At 56.9% G+C, this 16,980-nt stretch carries 10 protein-coding genes; 4 read left to right on the top strand and 6 right to left on the bottom strand.

Translation table 11 applies throughout. The features are described from left to right. From Pan181_RS16700 to Pan181_RS26185, 5 genes are all read right to left on the bottom strand, one after another. On the bottom strand, positions 1-798 hold the full coding sequence (locus Pan181_RS16700) for an SDR family oxidoreductase (RefSeq protein ID WP_145248344.1): 798 nt from the start codon (positions 796-798) through the stop codon (positions 1-3). Next, the gene (gene hflX / locus Pan181_RS16705) at positions 798-2,153 is read right to left on the bottom strand and encodes a GTPase HflX (protein ID WP_231943620.1); all 1,356 of its coding nucleotides are present in this window, start codon (positions 2,151-2,153) and stop codon (positions 798-800) included. Before hflX ends, Pan181_RS16700 begins: the two co-directional genes overlap by 1 nt. A gap of 364 nt (positions 2,154-2,517) precedes the next feature. Then, entirely contained in the window at positions 2,518-3,837 is a 1,320-nt protein-coding gene (locus Pan181_RS16710) for an Lpg1974 family pore-forming outer membrane protein (RefSeq protein ID WP_197528432.1), read from the bottom strand. Between the two features lie 383 nt (positions 3,838-4,220). After that, complete coding sequence (locus tag Pan181_RS16715; protein ID WP_231943587.1) at positions 4,221-5,327, bottom strand: ISKra4 family transposase; 1,107 nt, start codon at positions 5,325-5,327, stop codon at positions 4,221-4,223. Between the two features lie 37 nt (positions 5,328-5,364). Beyond that, the gene (locus Pan181_RS26185; RefSeq protein WP_197528331.1) at positions 5,365-5,610 is read right to left on the bottom strand and encodes a hypothetical protein; all 246 of its coding nucleotides are present in this window, start codon (positions 5,608-5,610) and stop codon (positions 5,365-5,367) included. A 332-nt stretch (positions 5,611-5,942) separates the two neighbouring features. Between Pan181_RS26185 and Pan181_RS16720 the strand changes: the two genes are divergently transcribed. From Pan181_RS16720 to Pan181_RS16730, 3 genes are all read left to right on the top strand, one after another. Next, positions 5,943-10,967 carry a S8 family serine peptidase gene (locus Pan181_RS16720; protein WP_145248348.1) on the top strand — a complete coding sequence of 1,675 codons (5,025 nt, stop codon included), beginning with the start codon at positions 5,943-5,945 and terminating at the stop codon, positions 10,965-10,967. Positions 10,968-11,089: 122 nt separating this feature from the next. After that, a complete protein-coding gene (locus tag Pan181_RS16725; RefSeq protein WP_145248350.1) occupies positions 11,090-12,451 on the top strand; it encodes a TAXI family TRAP transporter solute-binding subunit in 1,362 nt (453 codons plus the stop codon). A gap of 69 nt (positions 12,452-12,520) precedes the next feature. Then, a complete protein-coding gene (locus tag Pan181_RS16730; RefSeq protein ID WP_145248352.1) occupies positions 12,521-13,801 on the top strand; it encodes a serine/threonine-protein kinase in 1,281 nt (426 codons plus the stop codon). A 531-nt stretch (positions 13,802-14,332) separates the two neighbouring features. On the opposite strand, the gene tnpA is transcribed toward Pan181_RS16730, so the two are convergent. After that, complete coding sequence (gene tnpA / locus Pan181_RS16735; RefSeq protein ID WP_145246807.1) at positions 14,333-14,776, bottom strand: IS200/IS605 family transposase; 444 nt, start codon at positions 14,774-14,776, stop codon at positions 14,333-14,335. Between the two features lie 748 nt (positions 14,777-15,524). Between tnpA and Pan181_RS16740 the strand changes: the two genes are divergently transcribed. Beyond that, positions 15,525-16,973, top strand: a complete 1,449-nt coding sequence (locus Pan181_RS16740; protein ID WP_145248354.1) for a POT family MFS transporter — start codon at positions 15,525-15,527, stop codon at positions 16,971-16,973. Positions 16,974-16,980 lie beyond the last annotated feature (7 nt).

Here is a 16,980-nt window from a genome sequence, read left to right on the forward strand (position 1 = left end):
TCACTTTGCCTTCCGTGCAATGGCAGCCATCACGTGGTCGAGCAGCGTCGGAGCCAGGCGGTGCGCTACCAGCATCCACCAGCCGCGCCAGTTGGGGACGATCTCGTGTTTGCCGCGAGCGATGGCCTGCACCGCTGCGCGAGCGACGTGCTCGGCCGATACGCCTTTCATGCCGGCCCATGGCAGCTTGCTGCGTCCCTTCACGACGTTCTGATGAAACTCGGTGTTCGTCGTTCCGGGCGAGACGAGTAGCACGTCGATTCCTTGGCTGGCAAGCTCCGCCCGCAGCGACTGGGTCCACCCGGTGAGGGCAAACTTGCTCGCGCAGTACTCGCCGGTCAGGGGGATCGCACGGTGGCCGAGAATCGAACCGATATTCACAATCATCGGCGTGTTGCCTTCGCGCAGCAGAGGAATCGCTTCGCGCGTGAGTTCCGTGGCCGCAAAGTAGTTGACCTCGAAGATCGACCGCATGATCTCGGGCGAGCTGCCTGCGAAGTCGCCGCTGCTGGTGACGCCAGCGTTGTTGACCAACAGGTCGAGCCCGCCATAGTGTTCGGTCGCTGCAGCAAGCGCGGCCAACCGATCGCTGGACTGCGTGACATCGCCCGCGACGATATGGGCTTCGCCGCCGGCTGTCTGACATTCGGCCGCGACTTCGGCGAGTCGCTCGGCATTGCGAGCCATCAGGAGCAACCGCGCGCCGCGACGAGCGAGTTCGATGGCCAACGCCCGGCCGATTCCTCCCGAAGCTCCGGTCACAAGGGCTCTCAAACTGCCAGGATCGCGTCGTGCCATTAGGCTACTTCGTCCACAGATTCCGATTCGCGACCAAGGGTTGTATTACCGCGGTCGCCTACGGAGATCGTCGGCTTGCGTTCTTGGATCGTCGCCTCGGCGGCATCAATGCGGCCGATGTACTTTCGCGGCATTCGGCAATGAATGGTGGTCTCCTCGTTCGTGTGGGTACGACTGAGGATCTCGCCGTTCTTGGCAATAAAGGCTGCCAGGCGGCCATTCTGCACCGGAAAAGTGATATCGGCATCCACAAAGCCTGCACTCAACGCGTCGCTCACCCCTTTGGTAAGTTGCTCCACGCCCTCGCCGGTGACCGCGCTGACGGTAATGGCCGAAGGATAGCGATCGAGCAACTTGGTCAGCTCGGCCGGATCTTCCATACGGTCGACCTTGTTGAGCACCAGCAGCGTATCTTTTTGCTCGATACCTAGCTCGGCAAGCACTGCGTAGACTGCTGAAATCTGGTCGAGCACCGAAGGATTGCTGGCATCGGCCACGTGCAACAGCAGGTCGGCCTGGTGAGCTTCTTCGAGCGTTGCCTTGAAGCTAGCAATCAACCGGTGAGGCAACTCGCGGATGAACCCCACCGTATCGCTGAGCAGCACCGGTCCCCAGCCCGGCAACGTCCACCGGCGAGTGCGAGTGTCGAGCGTTGCGAACAGCTTGTCTTGAGCAAGCACTCCGGCGCCGGTGATGCGGTTCATCAACGTGCTCTTGCCAGCATTCGTGTAGCCGACCAGCGAGACAGTCATATGGTCGCTACGGCCATCGACTTCGCGTTCTCGGCGACGATGAATCTTATCGAGATCGCGACGCAGGTCGACGATTCGCTTTTCGACCAACCGGCGGTCGGTCTCCAATTGCTTTTCACCCGGGCCACGCATGCCGACACCCATCTTCATACGCGACAAGTGGGTCCACATCCGCTTCAACCGTGGCAGCGCGTATTCTAGCTGAGCTAGCTCTACCGCCAGGCGGGCTTCGTGGGTTTGAGCGCGGGTGCTGAAGATGTCGAGGATCAGCTCGGTGCGATCCAGTACTTTCACTCCCAAAGCCTGCTCGAGATTGCGAACCTGGGCGGGCGACAGATCGTTGTCGAAGATCACAACGTCTGCATCGGTAGCTTTGACCAACTGCGTGAGTTGATCCAGCTTGCCCTTGCCGAGATAAGTAGTCTTATCAGGTGTCTCGCGGCGCTGCGTGAGTCGTGCGACGACTTCGGCGCCTGCGGTCTCGGCCAGGCCAGAAAGTTCTTCAAGAGGCTCTTCCGTGAGGTTGTTTCCAGGAAGCTCGACGCCAACGAGGACGGCAGTTTCGCTGTCAACTCCTTGTTTACGATCGATGTCAGTTGGCAAAAGGTGGTAGCTCCTATACGGATGGGCGTAGGGAAGGTAGTAGGCTGGTTGCAAAAGCAAGGTGCGCCGCGAGGGCCTTGTACCCCTCTACCTCTATTATACCTCGCAATCCGTAGCTGCCTACAGTCGATATTTCCGCTGCAGGAAAGGCACAAAAACTGCGAAGTGGCACCCAATATCAGTGGTCTTGGAACGAAACGCTGCCACTGGTGCCCTGTAGAAATGGCGCGAGGCGGCGAATCCGGCTATAAGACCGAACTCGCCGCCATGGGTTCGCGCGTCCCTCCCCCCGATATCAATTTGCTGACAATTTTGCCGCAGTCAGCAAAGGGTAACCGCTAGTGCCGGAGCACCGAAGCTGTGGTTACCATACGTATTCCAAACCAACGTTCGCACCGTGATAGAGCGAAGAGCTTTCTTCGATGAGCACTGGAGTGCGAGTGCCACCCAGCAGCGGTGCATTGTCGAAGTTGAAGTTGTTTGCAGCCAAGGCTACGGTGTTGAGGAACAACACGTCGTAACCAGCCCGCAGCGACATGTTCGGCATCACATCGAAGACCACACTCACGTTACCTTCGGTGATAAAGGCGGCACGATCCCCTTTCACTCGCTCGACCAGCGGTTGGGCCAACTGAGTGGAGGTGATGGTCGCAAAGCTTTCCATGCGGTTGTTGTAAATACCAGCCTTACCCTGGGCACCGACTCGGAAGCCCTGGCGAATGGTCATCCACATGTCGCCACCCGCTTGGAAACCACACAAATCGTTCGTGGTTCCAGTCGCGAAGAAGGCATTGCCGCTGGTGCCGCTGGTGCCGTAGTTCAGGTCTTCGGTCAAACGGGTGTAGCGGAAACCAGCCATCCAGGTACCAGTGACCCGCGGGCTGGCACCAACCCAGTAGCGACGAATGCTGATTTCGGCGTTGTGCAGTTCGTTCAGCAGTTCCAGCTCAACCGCCGAGGCTTGCTCGGTGGACGACAGACCGACACCACCAACCGCCTGGTCGGGATTGCCATCGCCGGTGGTATCGATACCGATACCGAAGTTGCTGAAAGCCGAGTAGATATCGTCGGAACCGGAGAGTCCAGCAATGGCTCCCCATTCATAAAGCCCCGAGTACTGCACTTCGAGCATCGACATGGCCCCCAGGTCGTAACGACCAGTCAGTCGCATACCTGGTTCCCAGTCGAAGTCGAGATCGTCGGTGTTGAGCAACAGGTCGTCAGCCACACCAGCGCTGATGTCATTAATACCAATCGTGGCAAAATTGACCGTAGGGTCCGAAGATCGTTCCTTCTTCCAATAGACCGCTTCGGCCGAGAAGTCGAAGTAGTGCGGTCCGCATTGGTCGATGCCGAGGTTCACTCCACCTGCGGCGTAGGGATCCATTCCCATACCCGCACAAAATGGGCCACCAGGTCCGTAAGGTCCACCGCCGGGATTACCACACGGCAACCCGCCAGCAAACATGCCAGGCCCGCCGCCCGGAGGGCATGCCATCGGGGCACAGCCTTGTCCGCAGTACGACGCAGGGACGATCACGGGATTCCCGTAAGCGTCGACCCAACTGTCGTTACTCTGCTGTAGTTGATTCGCCTGGCGAGCAGCCGGTTGGGCTTGATCGCCTCCGTTGTAAATGGCTTGCCGCACCTGTGCGTGAGCAGCAGCCTGCAGGATAAGAGCCACGGCAAGAGCCCAGGCGGCGCGACGTCCGTAAAAAGGTGCCGAGTTCATCAAGTTTCCCCCCTCGAAGCTGGCCAACGGCCAGTACCTCTGGCCAGTTACCATGCAATGAATCGTGCTGGACTTCCACTTGTTTGGAGTCCTCTAAATGGGCCTCCTCCTCGGTCCCCTGTGGCGAGAAGGATAGCTGCAAGATCTATCGGACCGATTGAACCCGAAAAAGCATATTTCTCCTCAAAACCGTCAATGTTTTTTTAATTGGCACAGTTTCGCGCCATTCCGCGGTCTGCTATCAGCTTGGTGGAGTTCAACGAAGAGAAAATGGGACGATTGCGAAGCGAAAAATCGTTCTAACCGTGTAAGCGTCACAATTGTGGGCAGTTTGCTTAAGCTGCGTACTTTTGCCAGTAGTCTTCCCAGCAGCCGCGTTGGCTGAGGTAGAGGGCGCGGAGGTGGCACACGGCGTTTGAGCCGTGCTGGCTCCAGCGCATGCCGCTTTGCTTCAAGCGCCCCGCCACGACGGTTTTGCACGCGCTCTCGACCGGGCCGCTGCCGATCTGCCAGCCGTGGGCCACGTAGCGGGGGTAGTTCATCTTGTGCTGGTGGTTTTGGAAGTATCGCAGGCAGGTCGTATAAGCTTCGCGTTGAGCGGAAGACCAGTTGGTCTTCTCCAGCGACTGCAACATCCACACGATGCTCAAGCCTCCTTGGTGCTTCAGCCGGTGACACCACGATGCCAACTGAGCAGTGCGATGCTCCTCGTCGTCCGGATAGAGCGACTGGCTTAATTCCACCAGGTACTCACTCGCGTGCCAGAAGTCGAGGATCCGCTCCGCACGCGGGAAGTGCACTCGCAAGAACTCTTCTAAACCAGCACCGCCATCCGAGATCGCGATCTGCTGCTCTGCCTCGTCCCACCCAACCGCGGCGGCTTGGCGACGCAGTTGCCGCCCAAGTTCCGGGAGTTCATAAAACCCCGATAAATACCGCACCGAATGCGGGTCGGGCGAGCGAGCATCCTGCTCGCTGTTTATGTTGTAAATCATGCCGACGTACGCCATGCGGCCCTCGGCCTGCGCGCCACGAGGGCCTTGCTGTCGCACGCCTGTGGCGTCGAGACTCACGTACGCGCACGTCTTGCCATGCGCGTCGCGTTGCCAGGCGAACGGCTCTGTGTTGCCAAACGTCTCGCCTGCGGCGAGTAACGTTTGGAGACGCTCGCCAGCGTCTTCGGTGACTCGCTCGACGGTCGACTCGCTGACCTTCAGTCCACACAGTTTACGAAGTGTCACTTCGCTCGACTGAGCGAAGCTCGTTTGCACGCCGGTGATGCTCACCACTTGGGCCGCGGCCGGACTAAACTTTCGCTTGCCGAGTCCCAACGTTTTGTCCCGCGGAAACAATCCGTGACGGCACCGGCGGCAGTGGTAGTAGTGACGCCTCACTTGCAGTGGGCCGAGCAGGCTATCGACCCACCGCGAGCGAACGTTCACGCAGCGGGCGTCGCCATTGCAGGTCGGGCAGACGCAGCTAGCTTTCTCGTACCCGTCCCTTTTTTTGTCGCTCGTTGGCGACTGTTTCCAAGGCCTTGGCTCCGAGTGCATGCACTCGGTCGCGGAGGTCGAACTCCGTTTGCCCAAACAGATTCGAGTCGTCCTTGTCGTGCAACAACTTGGCCATGCGACGAATGTCATCGTCGCAAGCCTCCTTTAGAAGCTCGTAAGTCCGCTGCTCCTCTTCGTTTAGCTCGATTGGCTCACGCGGCGAATAGGCCATGATCATCTCCTGGCGTGTGGCAAAATAGGAAGAGTCACCCGGCACAATATATTAGAACCGATTTCATGCCTACTTTCGAGACGCTTACACGTTCTAACCCGTTTACCCACTTTAGTTTGACACGTTTTTTCACTGTTGTTACTATCAATAGGAATGGAATAACCGCACGGAACCCATCCTTCCCTTCTTTTGGCTCTCGCTCTGCAGCGATCGGTACACAAAAGCTCTCGTGAAGGCGCAAAGACCAAGGACGGTCTCCGATCGGAAGTACAGGAACAGACAAACGTTACAGAGGCTATCTAGCTTCCAGGCATCAAGAAGGCTGCTACCAAATGGGTAAGAAATCCAAGCGATCGTGGTGGAAGAAGAGTCGGATTAACCGAGACAAGAAACTGCGTTCGCTCGAACGATTGGAAGATCGTATCGTGATGTCGGCGGATCCGATCTACGCGGAAGTCGTCAGCAACGCACAAGAATACATAACCGAGCGGATGCTTACCGTTGCGTTTACGAACGCTTCGAACTTAGCGAACTACAGCAGTACGCAGTTGGAGAGTGCCACACAGTGGGTAGTGAAGACTGACGGCACGGTGAATGCCTCCAACTTTCTGTCGCAAACCGGTATGCCGATGCTGAAGGCATCGACTGCGCTCGACAATACCTATTACGCTGCGGCTGGCAATCTCTCGAGTAGTTCGATTATCAGCCTGCTGGAGTCGAATTCGAACATCGAGTACTTCTACCCTAGTGTGGAAGCCAACATTTCGACCAGAAATGTCACCAACGACCCATACTACGATTCCCAGTGGTACATCTTGAATACGGGTCAAGAAGTAAGTGATCCCAACGAGTTCAATGAGTATACCGTTTGGGGCTACGACCTCAACATCGAAGACGCTTGGGAAATTGCCACCGGCGAAGGGGTAACGGTCGCCGTGGTAGACTCCGGTTTCTACCAGTTGCATCCCGACCTAGTTAACAACGTCAATACTGCGCTAAGCTTCAACTTTAACCAAGGGACCAATAGCCCGATTCTCGATCTCGAGGGCGACTTCCATGGCACTGCGGTAGCTGGCATTATTGCTGCCGATGGCAACAATGGCATCGGCACCGTCGGCGTCGCCTACGACGCGAACTTGGCCGACTTCCGGTTCCTCGGCACCGATCTGCTTGGTGTCACCATTGACGATGACGACATCTACCAGCTCTTCACACTCAACAATGAAGACATTGAGATCTACAACCACAGTTGGGGCGAGGGGGATCCAAGCCGACTACTCGCACCAATGTCGCCTGGACAAGCCCAAGGTATCATCGACTCGGTATTTGACAGTCGCGGCAACCTGGGTGTGATTCACGTGATTGCTTCCGGCAACGATGCTGAAACCGGAGATACCGCCGCCAACGAGGCATTTACTGGCTCTCCTTACGTCGTCAATGTCTCGGGATTGAACTACAGCGGCACCACGGCCAGCTACACCGAAGGTGGGCCTTCGATCCTAGTGACCGCTCCCACTGATGAGATTCTGACCACCGACCTACCGGGCGAGAATGGTTACAACAATTCGAACTCGGGCCTGAACTCTGATGGAGATCCGTTCCCAGATCTTGACTACACTTCGGAATTTAATGGCACCTCTGCGGCTGCCCCCATGGTAGCAGGTGTCGTGGCCTTGATGGTAGAAGCCGCCAAAGACAATGGTGTAGATCTCACGCTCCGCGACGTGCAGGAAATTTTGGTGAGATCCGCCTACCAAGTCGACGCTACAGATACCGGTGGTGATGATGCAGGTGGTTGGCAGGTGAACTCTCGCCCCATCTTTACCGATCCCCGCGACGTGATGGGGTTACCACAGGGAGCTATAGATCCCACCTACGCCAGCGATCCAAATAAACCGGCACTAAGTGGTGTGCCTGAGTCGACCGATTTCCAGTTTGCATTGCCAGCGAATGGTGCTGGATACACGGTGCACGATGGCTTCAGCTATGGTTATGGACACGGAGCGGTGGACGCCAAACTGGCAGTAGAGCTTGCCAGCAATTGGAGAACTCTGGGAGGGCAAACGAACTCGAGCATCATCAGCTCAAGTTTTACTAACATTACTGTACCCGCGGCTGAGACTTACACCGGTGCTGGTAACACGTTTACTGTGCCAGGCGGTGTCGGCGGACAACCTGGCTTTGGTGAGTATTATCAACTGTGGGCCGACCTGATGTTCGATCCACCAGATGAACTTCCCGATCCATTGCCGGTTAACTCCCGGGGTGGACAAGCAATTCCGATTGTCGTCCCTGCGAACTATACCGTGGAGTACGTGGAAGTCACCATGGATTTCGCGATGGATTCCGAAGCTACAGAAATGCTTCGGATGACCTTGGTCTCTCCCGACGGCACCTACTCAGAACTTACCAACTGGGAGAAAGTAGCCACGAATGGTGGCCTCACCGACACAGGTCAGGTGACCTATACCTTTACGACGAATCGCCACTGGGGTGAGCGTACCGAAGGCAACGGAACCATCGATCCCATCACAGGTGAGGTAATTGCCGCCAACGCCAATCTCGACGGCAATGGGGTCGCAACTAGCGGTAATTGGCAATTAGTGATCGAAAACTGGTCGGAGAGTGGCACGACACTCAATGGCAGTGTTGATTTCCACGTTGCCAATACGGTTGGTCCAAATACCCTGGGCGGCCGAATTAAGGGCACTATTGGTTTAGATTCCAACGCCGATGGCGATTATGACTTCATAGGTGTTCATGCCGAAGAAGCGATTGTGACCGGCCTCGATGGAGTCGATGAAATCGCCATTGCCAACAGCGCCGCGATGCCAACTGGCGACTCGTTCTTATTGACCGACAACGAACGGCCAGTTTCAGGCATCAAGGTCTATATCGATCGCAATGAAAACGGCGAGTGGGACGCAGACGAAGACTACACCTACACCACAGCCGATGGCAATTATTACTTTGATGTCGGTTGGAATTACACCACCGATACCAACTCTCCCCTCTATGACTACCAGATTCGATTCGAACTGCCCGAAGGGTACGACGTAGTCGGTGACGACATGCATGAATACCGTGTTGGTATTCAAGATGACATGAGCGTGCAGAACTACTACATCGAGAGCAACTTCATCCTGCAACCGCACGATGTCACTCTCGAAGGTAACGTGTATGCCGATTTCAACTGGAGCAACATCCAAGATGCTCAAGAGTCGACCATCGAGCAACTCCGGGTGTTCATCGATGTCAACCAGAACGGCGTACTCGACTACCTCGACTACAACGGTAACCGTATTTTTGACAACGGCATCGATGAGGCACTCGAGCCGATGACCATCACCCAGCCCGATGGTTCGTACAGTGTTGTGCTTTCGACCGACATTAACTCCGACACCGATATTTTCGGCAATCCACAGGAGTTTGCTTACTACACCGGTGCTGGTCGTTACACAGTAATGCTCGACCACGTCGATGGCTGGATTCCCACGAAGGATCCTCTGACTGCAGAAGGATTTGCTGGCTCTCTAAACGGCACCTTCTCGCCGAGCTTAGCGTTCTACAGCATTAACGTAGAACCGGGCGAAACCATCTCGACCGGCCTCGACTTCGGAGTGACGCCCGAAGACAACGCCACGATATCGGGCTTTGTTTATAACGACCTCAACCAGAATGGCACACGCAACGCTGGCGAAGGTGGTTTGGCTGGTGCAACGGTCTACCTCGATATGGATGCCTCTGGCGACCTCTCGGCCGGCGACTTGTCGGTAGTTACTGGTGACAACGGTAGCTATCTATTCGAGGGACTAGCGGCTGGCACCTACGCCATTCACGTGGTTCCACCTTCCGGCTATGCCGAGGAAGATGGCACCGGGCCAATCGCTGGTCAGTACCCGCATGTAGTGGTCCAAAGTGGCAACTCCGCTGGCAACAACGGCCTGTACGACTTTGGTTTCTACGATCCAGCAGCGGCCACGAGCATTGCTCGCGACTATGGCGATCTGGACGACACTTACCAAACGCTTGCTACGTCTGGCGGTGCTAGTCACGCGATCGTCGATGGATTCTTCCTCGGCAGTGGTGTGTCTTCCGAGGTCGATGGACAGCCAAGTGCGGGCGCTGATCTCGACTCGCTTGACGACGGTGTTCAAGTACTTGAGACCATTGTGGCTGGTGAGACCATCAGTATCAATGTGATCGCGAGCTCCGACGCCCTATTCCTGCAAGGTTGGATCGACTTCAACAACGATGGCGATTTCGACGACCTGGGCGAGCATCTGTCGTTTGGCAATGCGGCCGGAATCACACTGCCGAATTCGCGGCAACTGCAACTCTCTGAAGGACTCAACGAGCTTACCTTCGTAGTACCCAATGAAGTAGCTGCTGAGAACCTAGCCGCCCGCTTCCGCTATGGCGAAGGTGGTTACTCGCAGTTCAACCAACCCACTGGCGAAGCTCTAATCGGTGAAGTCGAAGACTACATCTTGGGATCGACCGTCTCCACCTCGTTCTTCGAGCAACTCGCAGGCGACTACTCCGGCGACAACCGGGTGACGATGGACGACTACACCGTTTGGAAACAATCGGTAGGTTCCACCGTGGATCTGCGAGCCGATGGCAACGGCGATGGCACCGTGAACCTCGCCGATTACACCATCTGGCGTGACAACCTCGGATCGGTATCACTGCCAGTGCAGACGATCTACGCCTCGCCGGCAGCTTTGGCAAGCAGCAAAGCAGATGCTGAAGACCAAGGCTTGGAACCTGAAGTGGTCGCTTCGTTATCGAGCACCACTTCCAGTGACAGCGATACCCCTGCGTCGGAAGACGCTGGCAACGCTGCCGTGGCTGCAGCCAGTACCAGCGAAACAGAGCAGCCTGAAGTCAGTGCGGGCGACGCTTCGACCGCTGTGGCTGACACCAGCGAATCGGCCACGCTCGACGATATTGCCATCGTCCACCATACCGATACGCAGGACGACGTGGTTGCTTCCAGTGAAGTCACCGTGGTAACCGATGTGTACGGTCCTGTCTTCCAGCAGATTGATTCCATGGCGACTCCGCTGACGAGCCGCTCGCAGGAAACGAAGCTGCCGGGCATGATCTCCACGGTCGATGGCAACTTGGTTGATCGCACCGCTGGCAAGCTCGCTAAGAGCGGCAAGCCAGTTGCCCAACTTCCCCAGAACGACGTGGAAGTGAATGGCAGCACGCCCAACGTGGTTGATTTGGCCTTTGCTCAGCCGGAAGCTGACAACGACCTGCTGGTCGACGGCTTCCTCGACTCTCGTGAAGCTTCCACCGACGAAGCCTTGGTTCTCGCCCTTGAAGAACTTGAAACTGTCTTCTAACCAGCGAAACCTAGGGTGGCAGTTTGTGCCACATCGATCGGTGACCTAATATAAAGGGGCTCGAATCCAACTTTGGAATCGAGCCCCTTTTTTGTCACCTGCCATCCATTTCGGTTTTCGCCGTGAAGATATCCGCCAATCGTACTTTACGCTTTGCGCTGGTGTGGGGCTTCGTGCTGCTGGTCATCACCTCGGCCGTGGTCGGGCTGATGCGTCGCGACCGGCTCCCCAGTACCATACGCGTAGCCACCGGCGAGGAGCATGGCCTGTACCACCAGGTGTGGCTGGCCATCAAGCCACTGCTCGAGGAAGAACTCGGGCGCGAGGTGGAACTGCGAACCACCACCGGCTCGGTCGTGAATCGTCAGCTGCTTGCCGCTGGCGAAGTCGACATCGCCATGATGCAAGGCGATCAGCTCCTCGGTGGCCAACTGGAACACGACGCCACGCTGGAGATCGTCGCTCCGCTCTACCCTGAACCGTTGCTGGTGGTTGCTCCCCGCGGCACTCCGATCGAGTCGATCCGGCAGCTGGAAGGTTCGCCGGTTTATCTCGGGCCTGCTAACTCGGGCTCGCGACTCTCGGCCCAAGAACTCTTCTCTCACTTTCATGTGCATGTCGTGGAACCGATCGACGACACTCCGCACGATAGTTTCCTCAGCCCGCTCGAATCGGGAGTCGTCGACGCAGCGATTGTCGTCACCGGATTACAGAATCGTGATGTGAACAGTCTGCTCGACTCGGGCAAGTTCGATTTGGTATCGATCCCCGAATCACAAGGTTACGCCGACCGTAGTATTCAATGGCAATCGTATACGATTCCCACCGGGTACTTCTCCGGTGCACCTACTACACCTGCGCAGCCGGTGGAAACACTAGCCACCGCCGGCTTGGTAGTGGTCACCGACAAAGCGTCGAACACGCTCGTCAATGCGATGCTCGAAGTGTTCTACGAACATGGTTTGCGAACGAAGTTTGCCAACCTGATTCCCCGCTCGCAGGCGCTCGATTGGTGCCCCATCGAACCGCATGAAGTATCGCGGGGCTATTTCAACCCTGTCGATCGGCTTAGCTCCATCGCGGCGATGATGGAGTCGATGGCTGCTACCAAGGAACTACTATTCGCACTGGGTGCAGGACTCTTTCTGCTCTGGCGGCGGACCGAGCGCATTCGCAAACGTGATCACAACAAAAAACTCCAGGCTGAGAAGGATCGGCTCGACCTGCTGCTGCAAAAAACCCTCGACATCGAGCGGGCGCAGATGCGGACCACCGATCCGAAGCAGTTGCGCAAAATGCTCGATGAAGTCACCAACATCAAGCTTCGCGCCCTGCAGGAACTCACCGACGAAGAACTCTATGCCGACCAGGCGTTTTCGATTTTCCTGATGCAATGCTCGAATTTAATCAGCAAAATCCAACTGAAAATCATCTCTCTCACCGGGAGCAACGGAGATTTGGCCTCGATCGACCCGATTGGCTAGTATGATGGAAGGGGAGCGAACACCTGCCCCCCAAAGTACCGCCAAGCAGGGTCTCCTGCCGACCGTAAAATGACCGACAAAACACCCACTCCTGAATCGCATCCACCGGCCGACGACGCCACAGTCGCCGGTCAGGGTGCGCGGTCGGACAACGATCCCACGGCGAGCTTTTCCGAAGACTTTGGCCACGACGACGATCTGACGACCATTTCGATGTCGCCGCCGATCGACTACCAGACCCCATTCTCCGGCCTGAAGCCTTACGACTTGGGTCGAGCACTGGTCGGCCATCAGCTCGACGATGTGGTGCTCGAAGAGTTCGTCGGCGGTGGCGGAATGGGCGCGGTGCTTCGCGGGCGCGACACCGTGCTCCATCGCACGGTGGCGGTCAAGGTGCTTTCGACCCATCAGGCGGGCGACGAAGAGACCGCCAAGCGGTTCCAAATGGAAGCCCGCTCTGCTGCACGTCTCGATCACCCTTGCATCGCTCGCGTGTACTACGTAGGCGAGAACCGTGGCCTCCGCTACATCATCTTCGAGTACATCGAGGGCATCAACGTTCGCGATCTGGTTGCCCAGAGCGGCCCGCTTTCGATTTCCGACACGGTAAGCTACTCGCTCCAAATTGCCGACGCACTGACCCACGCCTGGCAGCGGAGCGTCGTGCATCGCGACATTAAACCGTCGAACATTTTGATCACCGCCGATGGTCAAGCGAAGCTCGTTGACATGGGGCTCGCACGCATGCACGAGGTCGGCGCAACCGCTCCGGCCAACGCGGACGAAGACCTCACCGCAACCGGCATGACGATCGGCACGTTCGACTACATTGCCCCCGAACAAGCGCGAAGCCCTCGCGATGCCGACACGCGGAGCGATATCTACTCGCTCGGCTGCACCATGTATTACATGCTTACCGGGCGGCCGCCATTCCCTGGGGGGACTCCGCTTCAGAAGTTGCTCAGCCACCAAGGCGATCCTCCACCGATGCTGGCCGAACTGCGTCCCGATGTGCCCGCCCCGCTCGCAGCGGTGGTCGGGCGGATGCTTGCCAAGCGCCCGGAGCAGCGATACCAAACGCCGGCCGACCTTACCACCGCGCTGCTCAATCTGTCCGATCAACTCGGCGTGATTCGCCCTGGCTTGGCTACCACGCTGATTCCTTCGATCCCCAAGCAACCAACTCGGGTCGAACGCAACTTGCCCTGGCTCGCGCCGATCGCTCTGCTGCTGATCGGCATCGGATTGCTCTCCCTCTTCTGGCATCCCAGCGAACCGACTACCGACCTTGATGCGGCCCCGCTCGTCACCCAGCAGGCGGCCGAAAAGGCGCGAGAACTCTCGCCTTAGCCAAAGCGGTGTAACCTTCCGAGCTTCTCGGTTGGACCATGAGTTCCGACTGCATTTCGCCGGCGACGAGTCCGAGGGTAATCCGTAGGTAATCGTTCCTCTGGGTCCGGTTCGTGCCGTCGACACGAAGTCAACTCGAGAACCAGTCGGGGTTCGGCATCCGGTCATGAGCTTCCCTCCCCAGCTGTTCTCTAGTCGGTCCCAGTCTGCAGCTCCCCGCAGAGGGCGATCTTCCCGACCGGACGAAATAGATTCCCACCGCCCACGAATAGATTCCCAATTTACCCACCGATGGGAAAATTGAATCTGCACGCACGCTGTAAAACCAGTGGTTTTAGCGACCGAATAGATTCCCATTTCCCAAAACGCATCGAGTGGGAATCTATTTCTGCGGTGGTTGGCGGTCGCAAGTCGTTGAGAGGTAATAGGTTGCATCAACACCTCCACGGAATGTGCCCAAACTGAACTACTACCGGCTGGAAGCCGGTAGGTTTGGGAAGAGTTCGTGAGCTACGGACTGAAGTCCTTCACTCACGAAGGCGTTACGCGGAAGTTATCTTCCCCGTCGCTGGGCTCCGTTCCCCGCTGCCCCTGGATATACGCGGTGATCGCTTCCTCAGTCACACTTCCGCTAGACGCCACAAAATACCCGCGGGCCCACAAATGACGCCCCCAGTACTGCTTTTGCAGATGCTGGAACTCCATCAGAAGCTTTCGCGAACTCTTGCCCTTGAGATACTGCATGATCTTGCTGGGCGAGAGATTCGGAGGGCATGACAACAAAACATGCACATGATCGGCCGAGACCGCCCCCTGCAGTATCTCAATATCGTTCGTCCGACACACCTCACGCACGATTTCACGCACCCGTACCCCGACGTCACCTCTCAGGATCGCCTTGCGGTACTTCGTGACCCACACGAAATGGTATTTCAAATCAAAGCGGCTATGTGCTCCAGTCCGGTAACTATCCATCCCAGTAGTATATGAACCTGAAGGTTTCGCCTGAAGGCGAGGGTTCTAACCCCATCGGTTGGATAATAGATTCCCACCCATGGGAAACTATTTTGGGAGGAGTCAGGATTCGGGGGTCAGGGGGCAGGGGATGTCATCTTGAGGGAGCTTCCAGCGACTGAAAGATCTCAGCCGGTCACTTCGAACGCGCTATCAACGAGTGCCCCACGACCGCTTTACCAACCGCGCAGCAGTGACCCCGGGCGCCAGCAACCGTTCGCCTGCGCATCGCTAAAGGTTCGAGTTGATCGGAAACATCACATGTTGCAAACCTCCTCTCATCACAATGCCAACAGCCGAAGGCGGAAAGCCGACAGCCACAACCACCTATTCATTAGAACACCACTGGTGGCCAATTTCCAGTGAAAATTGGGCTATTTGCGAGTCACCTCACCCCCTGGAGTGCAGGCGGGGGCCAACTCCTTCCCCGCTGTCCTGAACTTGCCAGCCAACCAACCAGGCAGCCAGTTCCTCACCTCGACGTAGCGAGGGACGATCGTCCTGGACAAAGGGAGGGGGAAATACCGCCGAATGATCGCACGGTGTCCCTCATGCGGCGACGCTTCTGCGCGGCGTTTCACGGGTGGCTCAACCACACCTTGCACGGGGAGTACGAAGATCGGCGCCCTGGGAATTTGGGTCGCGTTTAGGTTACACTGGGGCCTTGCCGCCGCCCCCCGTCCGCCCCTTCCACCGTAGGCCTTTTTGGATGTCTGACTCTCCATACACGAGCCCCGAAACCGCACCTGAACTCAAAGGTGGACACCAACAGACGACGCCATTTGATATCGAGACGATGCCCCCTGGCATCCCCTTTATCATTGGCAACGAAGCGGCCGAGCGATTCAGCTTTTATGGCATGAAAGCCATCCTCACGGTCTTTATGACCAAGTACCTCCTCGATACGACCGGGGTACTCGATCCCATGAGCCCAGAGGCGGCCAAAGCGAGCGTTTCGTTTTTTACCGCGGCTGTCTACTTTACGCCATTCCTTGGAGCCATCATCTCCGACTGGCTCTGGGGCAAATACAACACCATTCTGTACCTATCGCTCCTGTACTGTGCTGGGCACGGCGTTCTGGCGACGATGGATATTCCTCAGTCCGCGATTCCAATGCGCTGGATCTTGTTCGTAGGACTTGGACTCATCGCCCTCGGCGCAGGGGGCATCAAACCTTGTGTCTCCGCCCACGTGGGCGATCAGTTCGGCACGCGCAACCAGCATCTGCTCGCCCGCGTGTATAGCTGGTTCTACTTCTCCATCAACTTGGGTTCTACGGTATCGACTCTGCTGACTCCCATCTTGCTGGTCAAATACGGACCGGGGTGGGCGTTTGGTGTACCGGGCATTCTGATGGCTTTGGCGACGTTTGTGTTCTGGCTTGGTCGCAACCGATTCGTCCACGTCCCTGCTGGTGGCAATACCTTCTTCACCGAGACCTTCGGCAGCGATGGCATCAAAGCCATGTTGAATCTCGCCCCGCTGCTGCTACTGGTGGCTATGTTCTGGTCGCTCTTTGATCAAACGGCCTCGGCCTGGGTGCTACAAGCCGAAAACATGAATCGCAGCTTCGGCACCATCAATTGGGGAGGCAACGCCGTTAGCCTCGAATTGCTTCCTTCGCAACTGCAAGCGGTGAACCCCTTATTCGTGATGATGCTCATCCCAGTTTTTTCCTACGTGATCTATCCGGTCATGGGTAAGAGCTTCGAAGTGACCCCATTGCGTAAGATCGGTATCGGGTTGTTCGTGACCGTGCTCGCTTTCTCCATCTCGGGATGGATTGAATCGCGAATTGTCGCGGGAGAATCGCCTCATATCATCTGGCAGATTCTGGCCTACGTTGTGCTAACCTCTGCTGAGATCATGGTATCGATCACGATGCTGGAGTTCTTCTACACGCAAGCTCCCAAACGCATGAAGTCGCTCATCATGGCGTTCTGCATGCTGTCGGTGTCGATCGGAAACATCTTTACCGGAGTGGTAAATCTGGTGATCCAGAACGGCGATGGCACCAACAAGCTTCCGGGAGCTACCTACTACTGGTTCTTCACGGTGATGATGTTAGTAACCGCGGTGGTCTACGTGTTCTGGTCACAGACCTACAAAGGCACTACCTACATCCAGGGCGACGATACTGGCGAAGCGGCTGCCTAAGAACGCA

This window comes from Aeoliella mucimassa, from assembly GCF_007748035.1.
GTDB classification, from domain to species: domain Bacteria; phylum Planctomycetota; class Planctomycetia; order Pirellulales; family Lacipirellulaceae; genus Aeoliella; species Aeoliella mucimassa.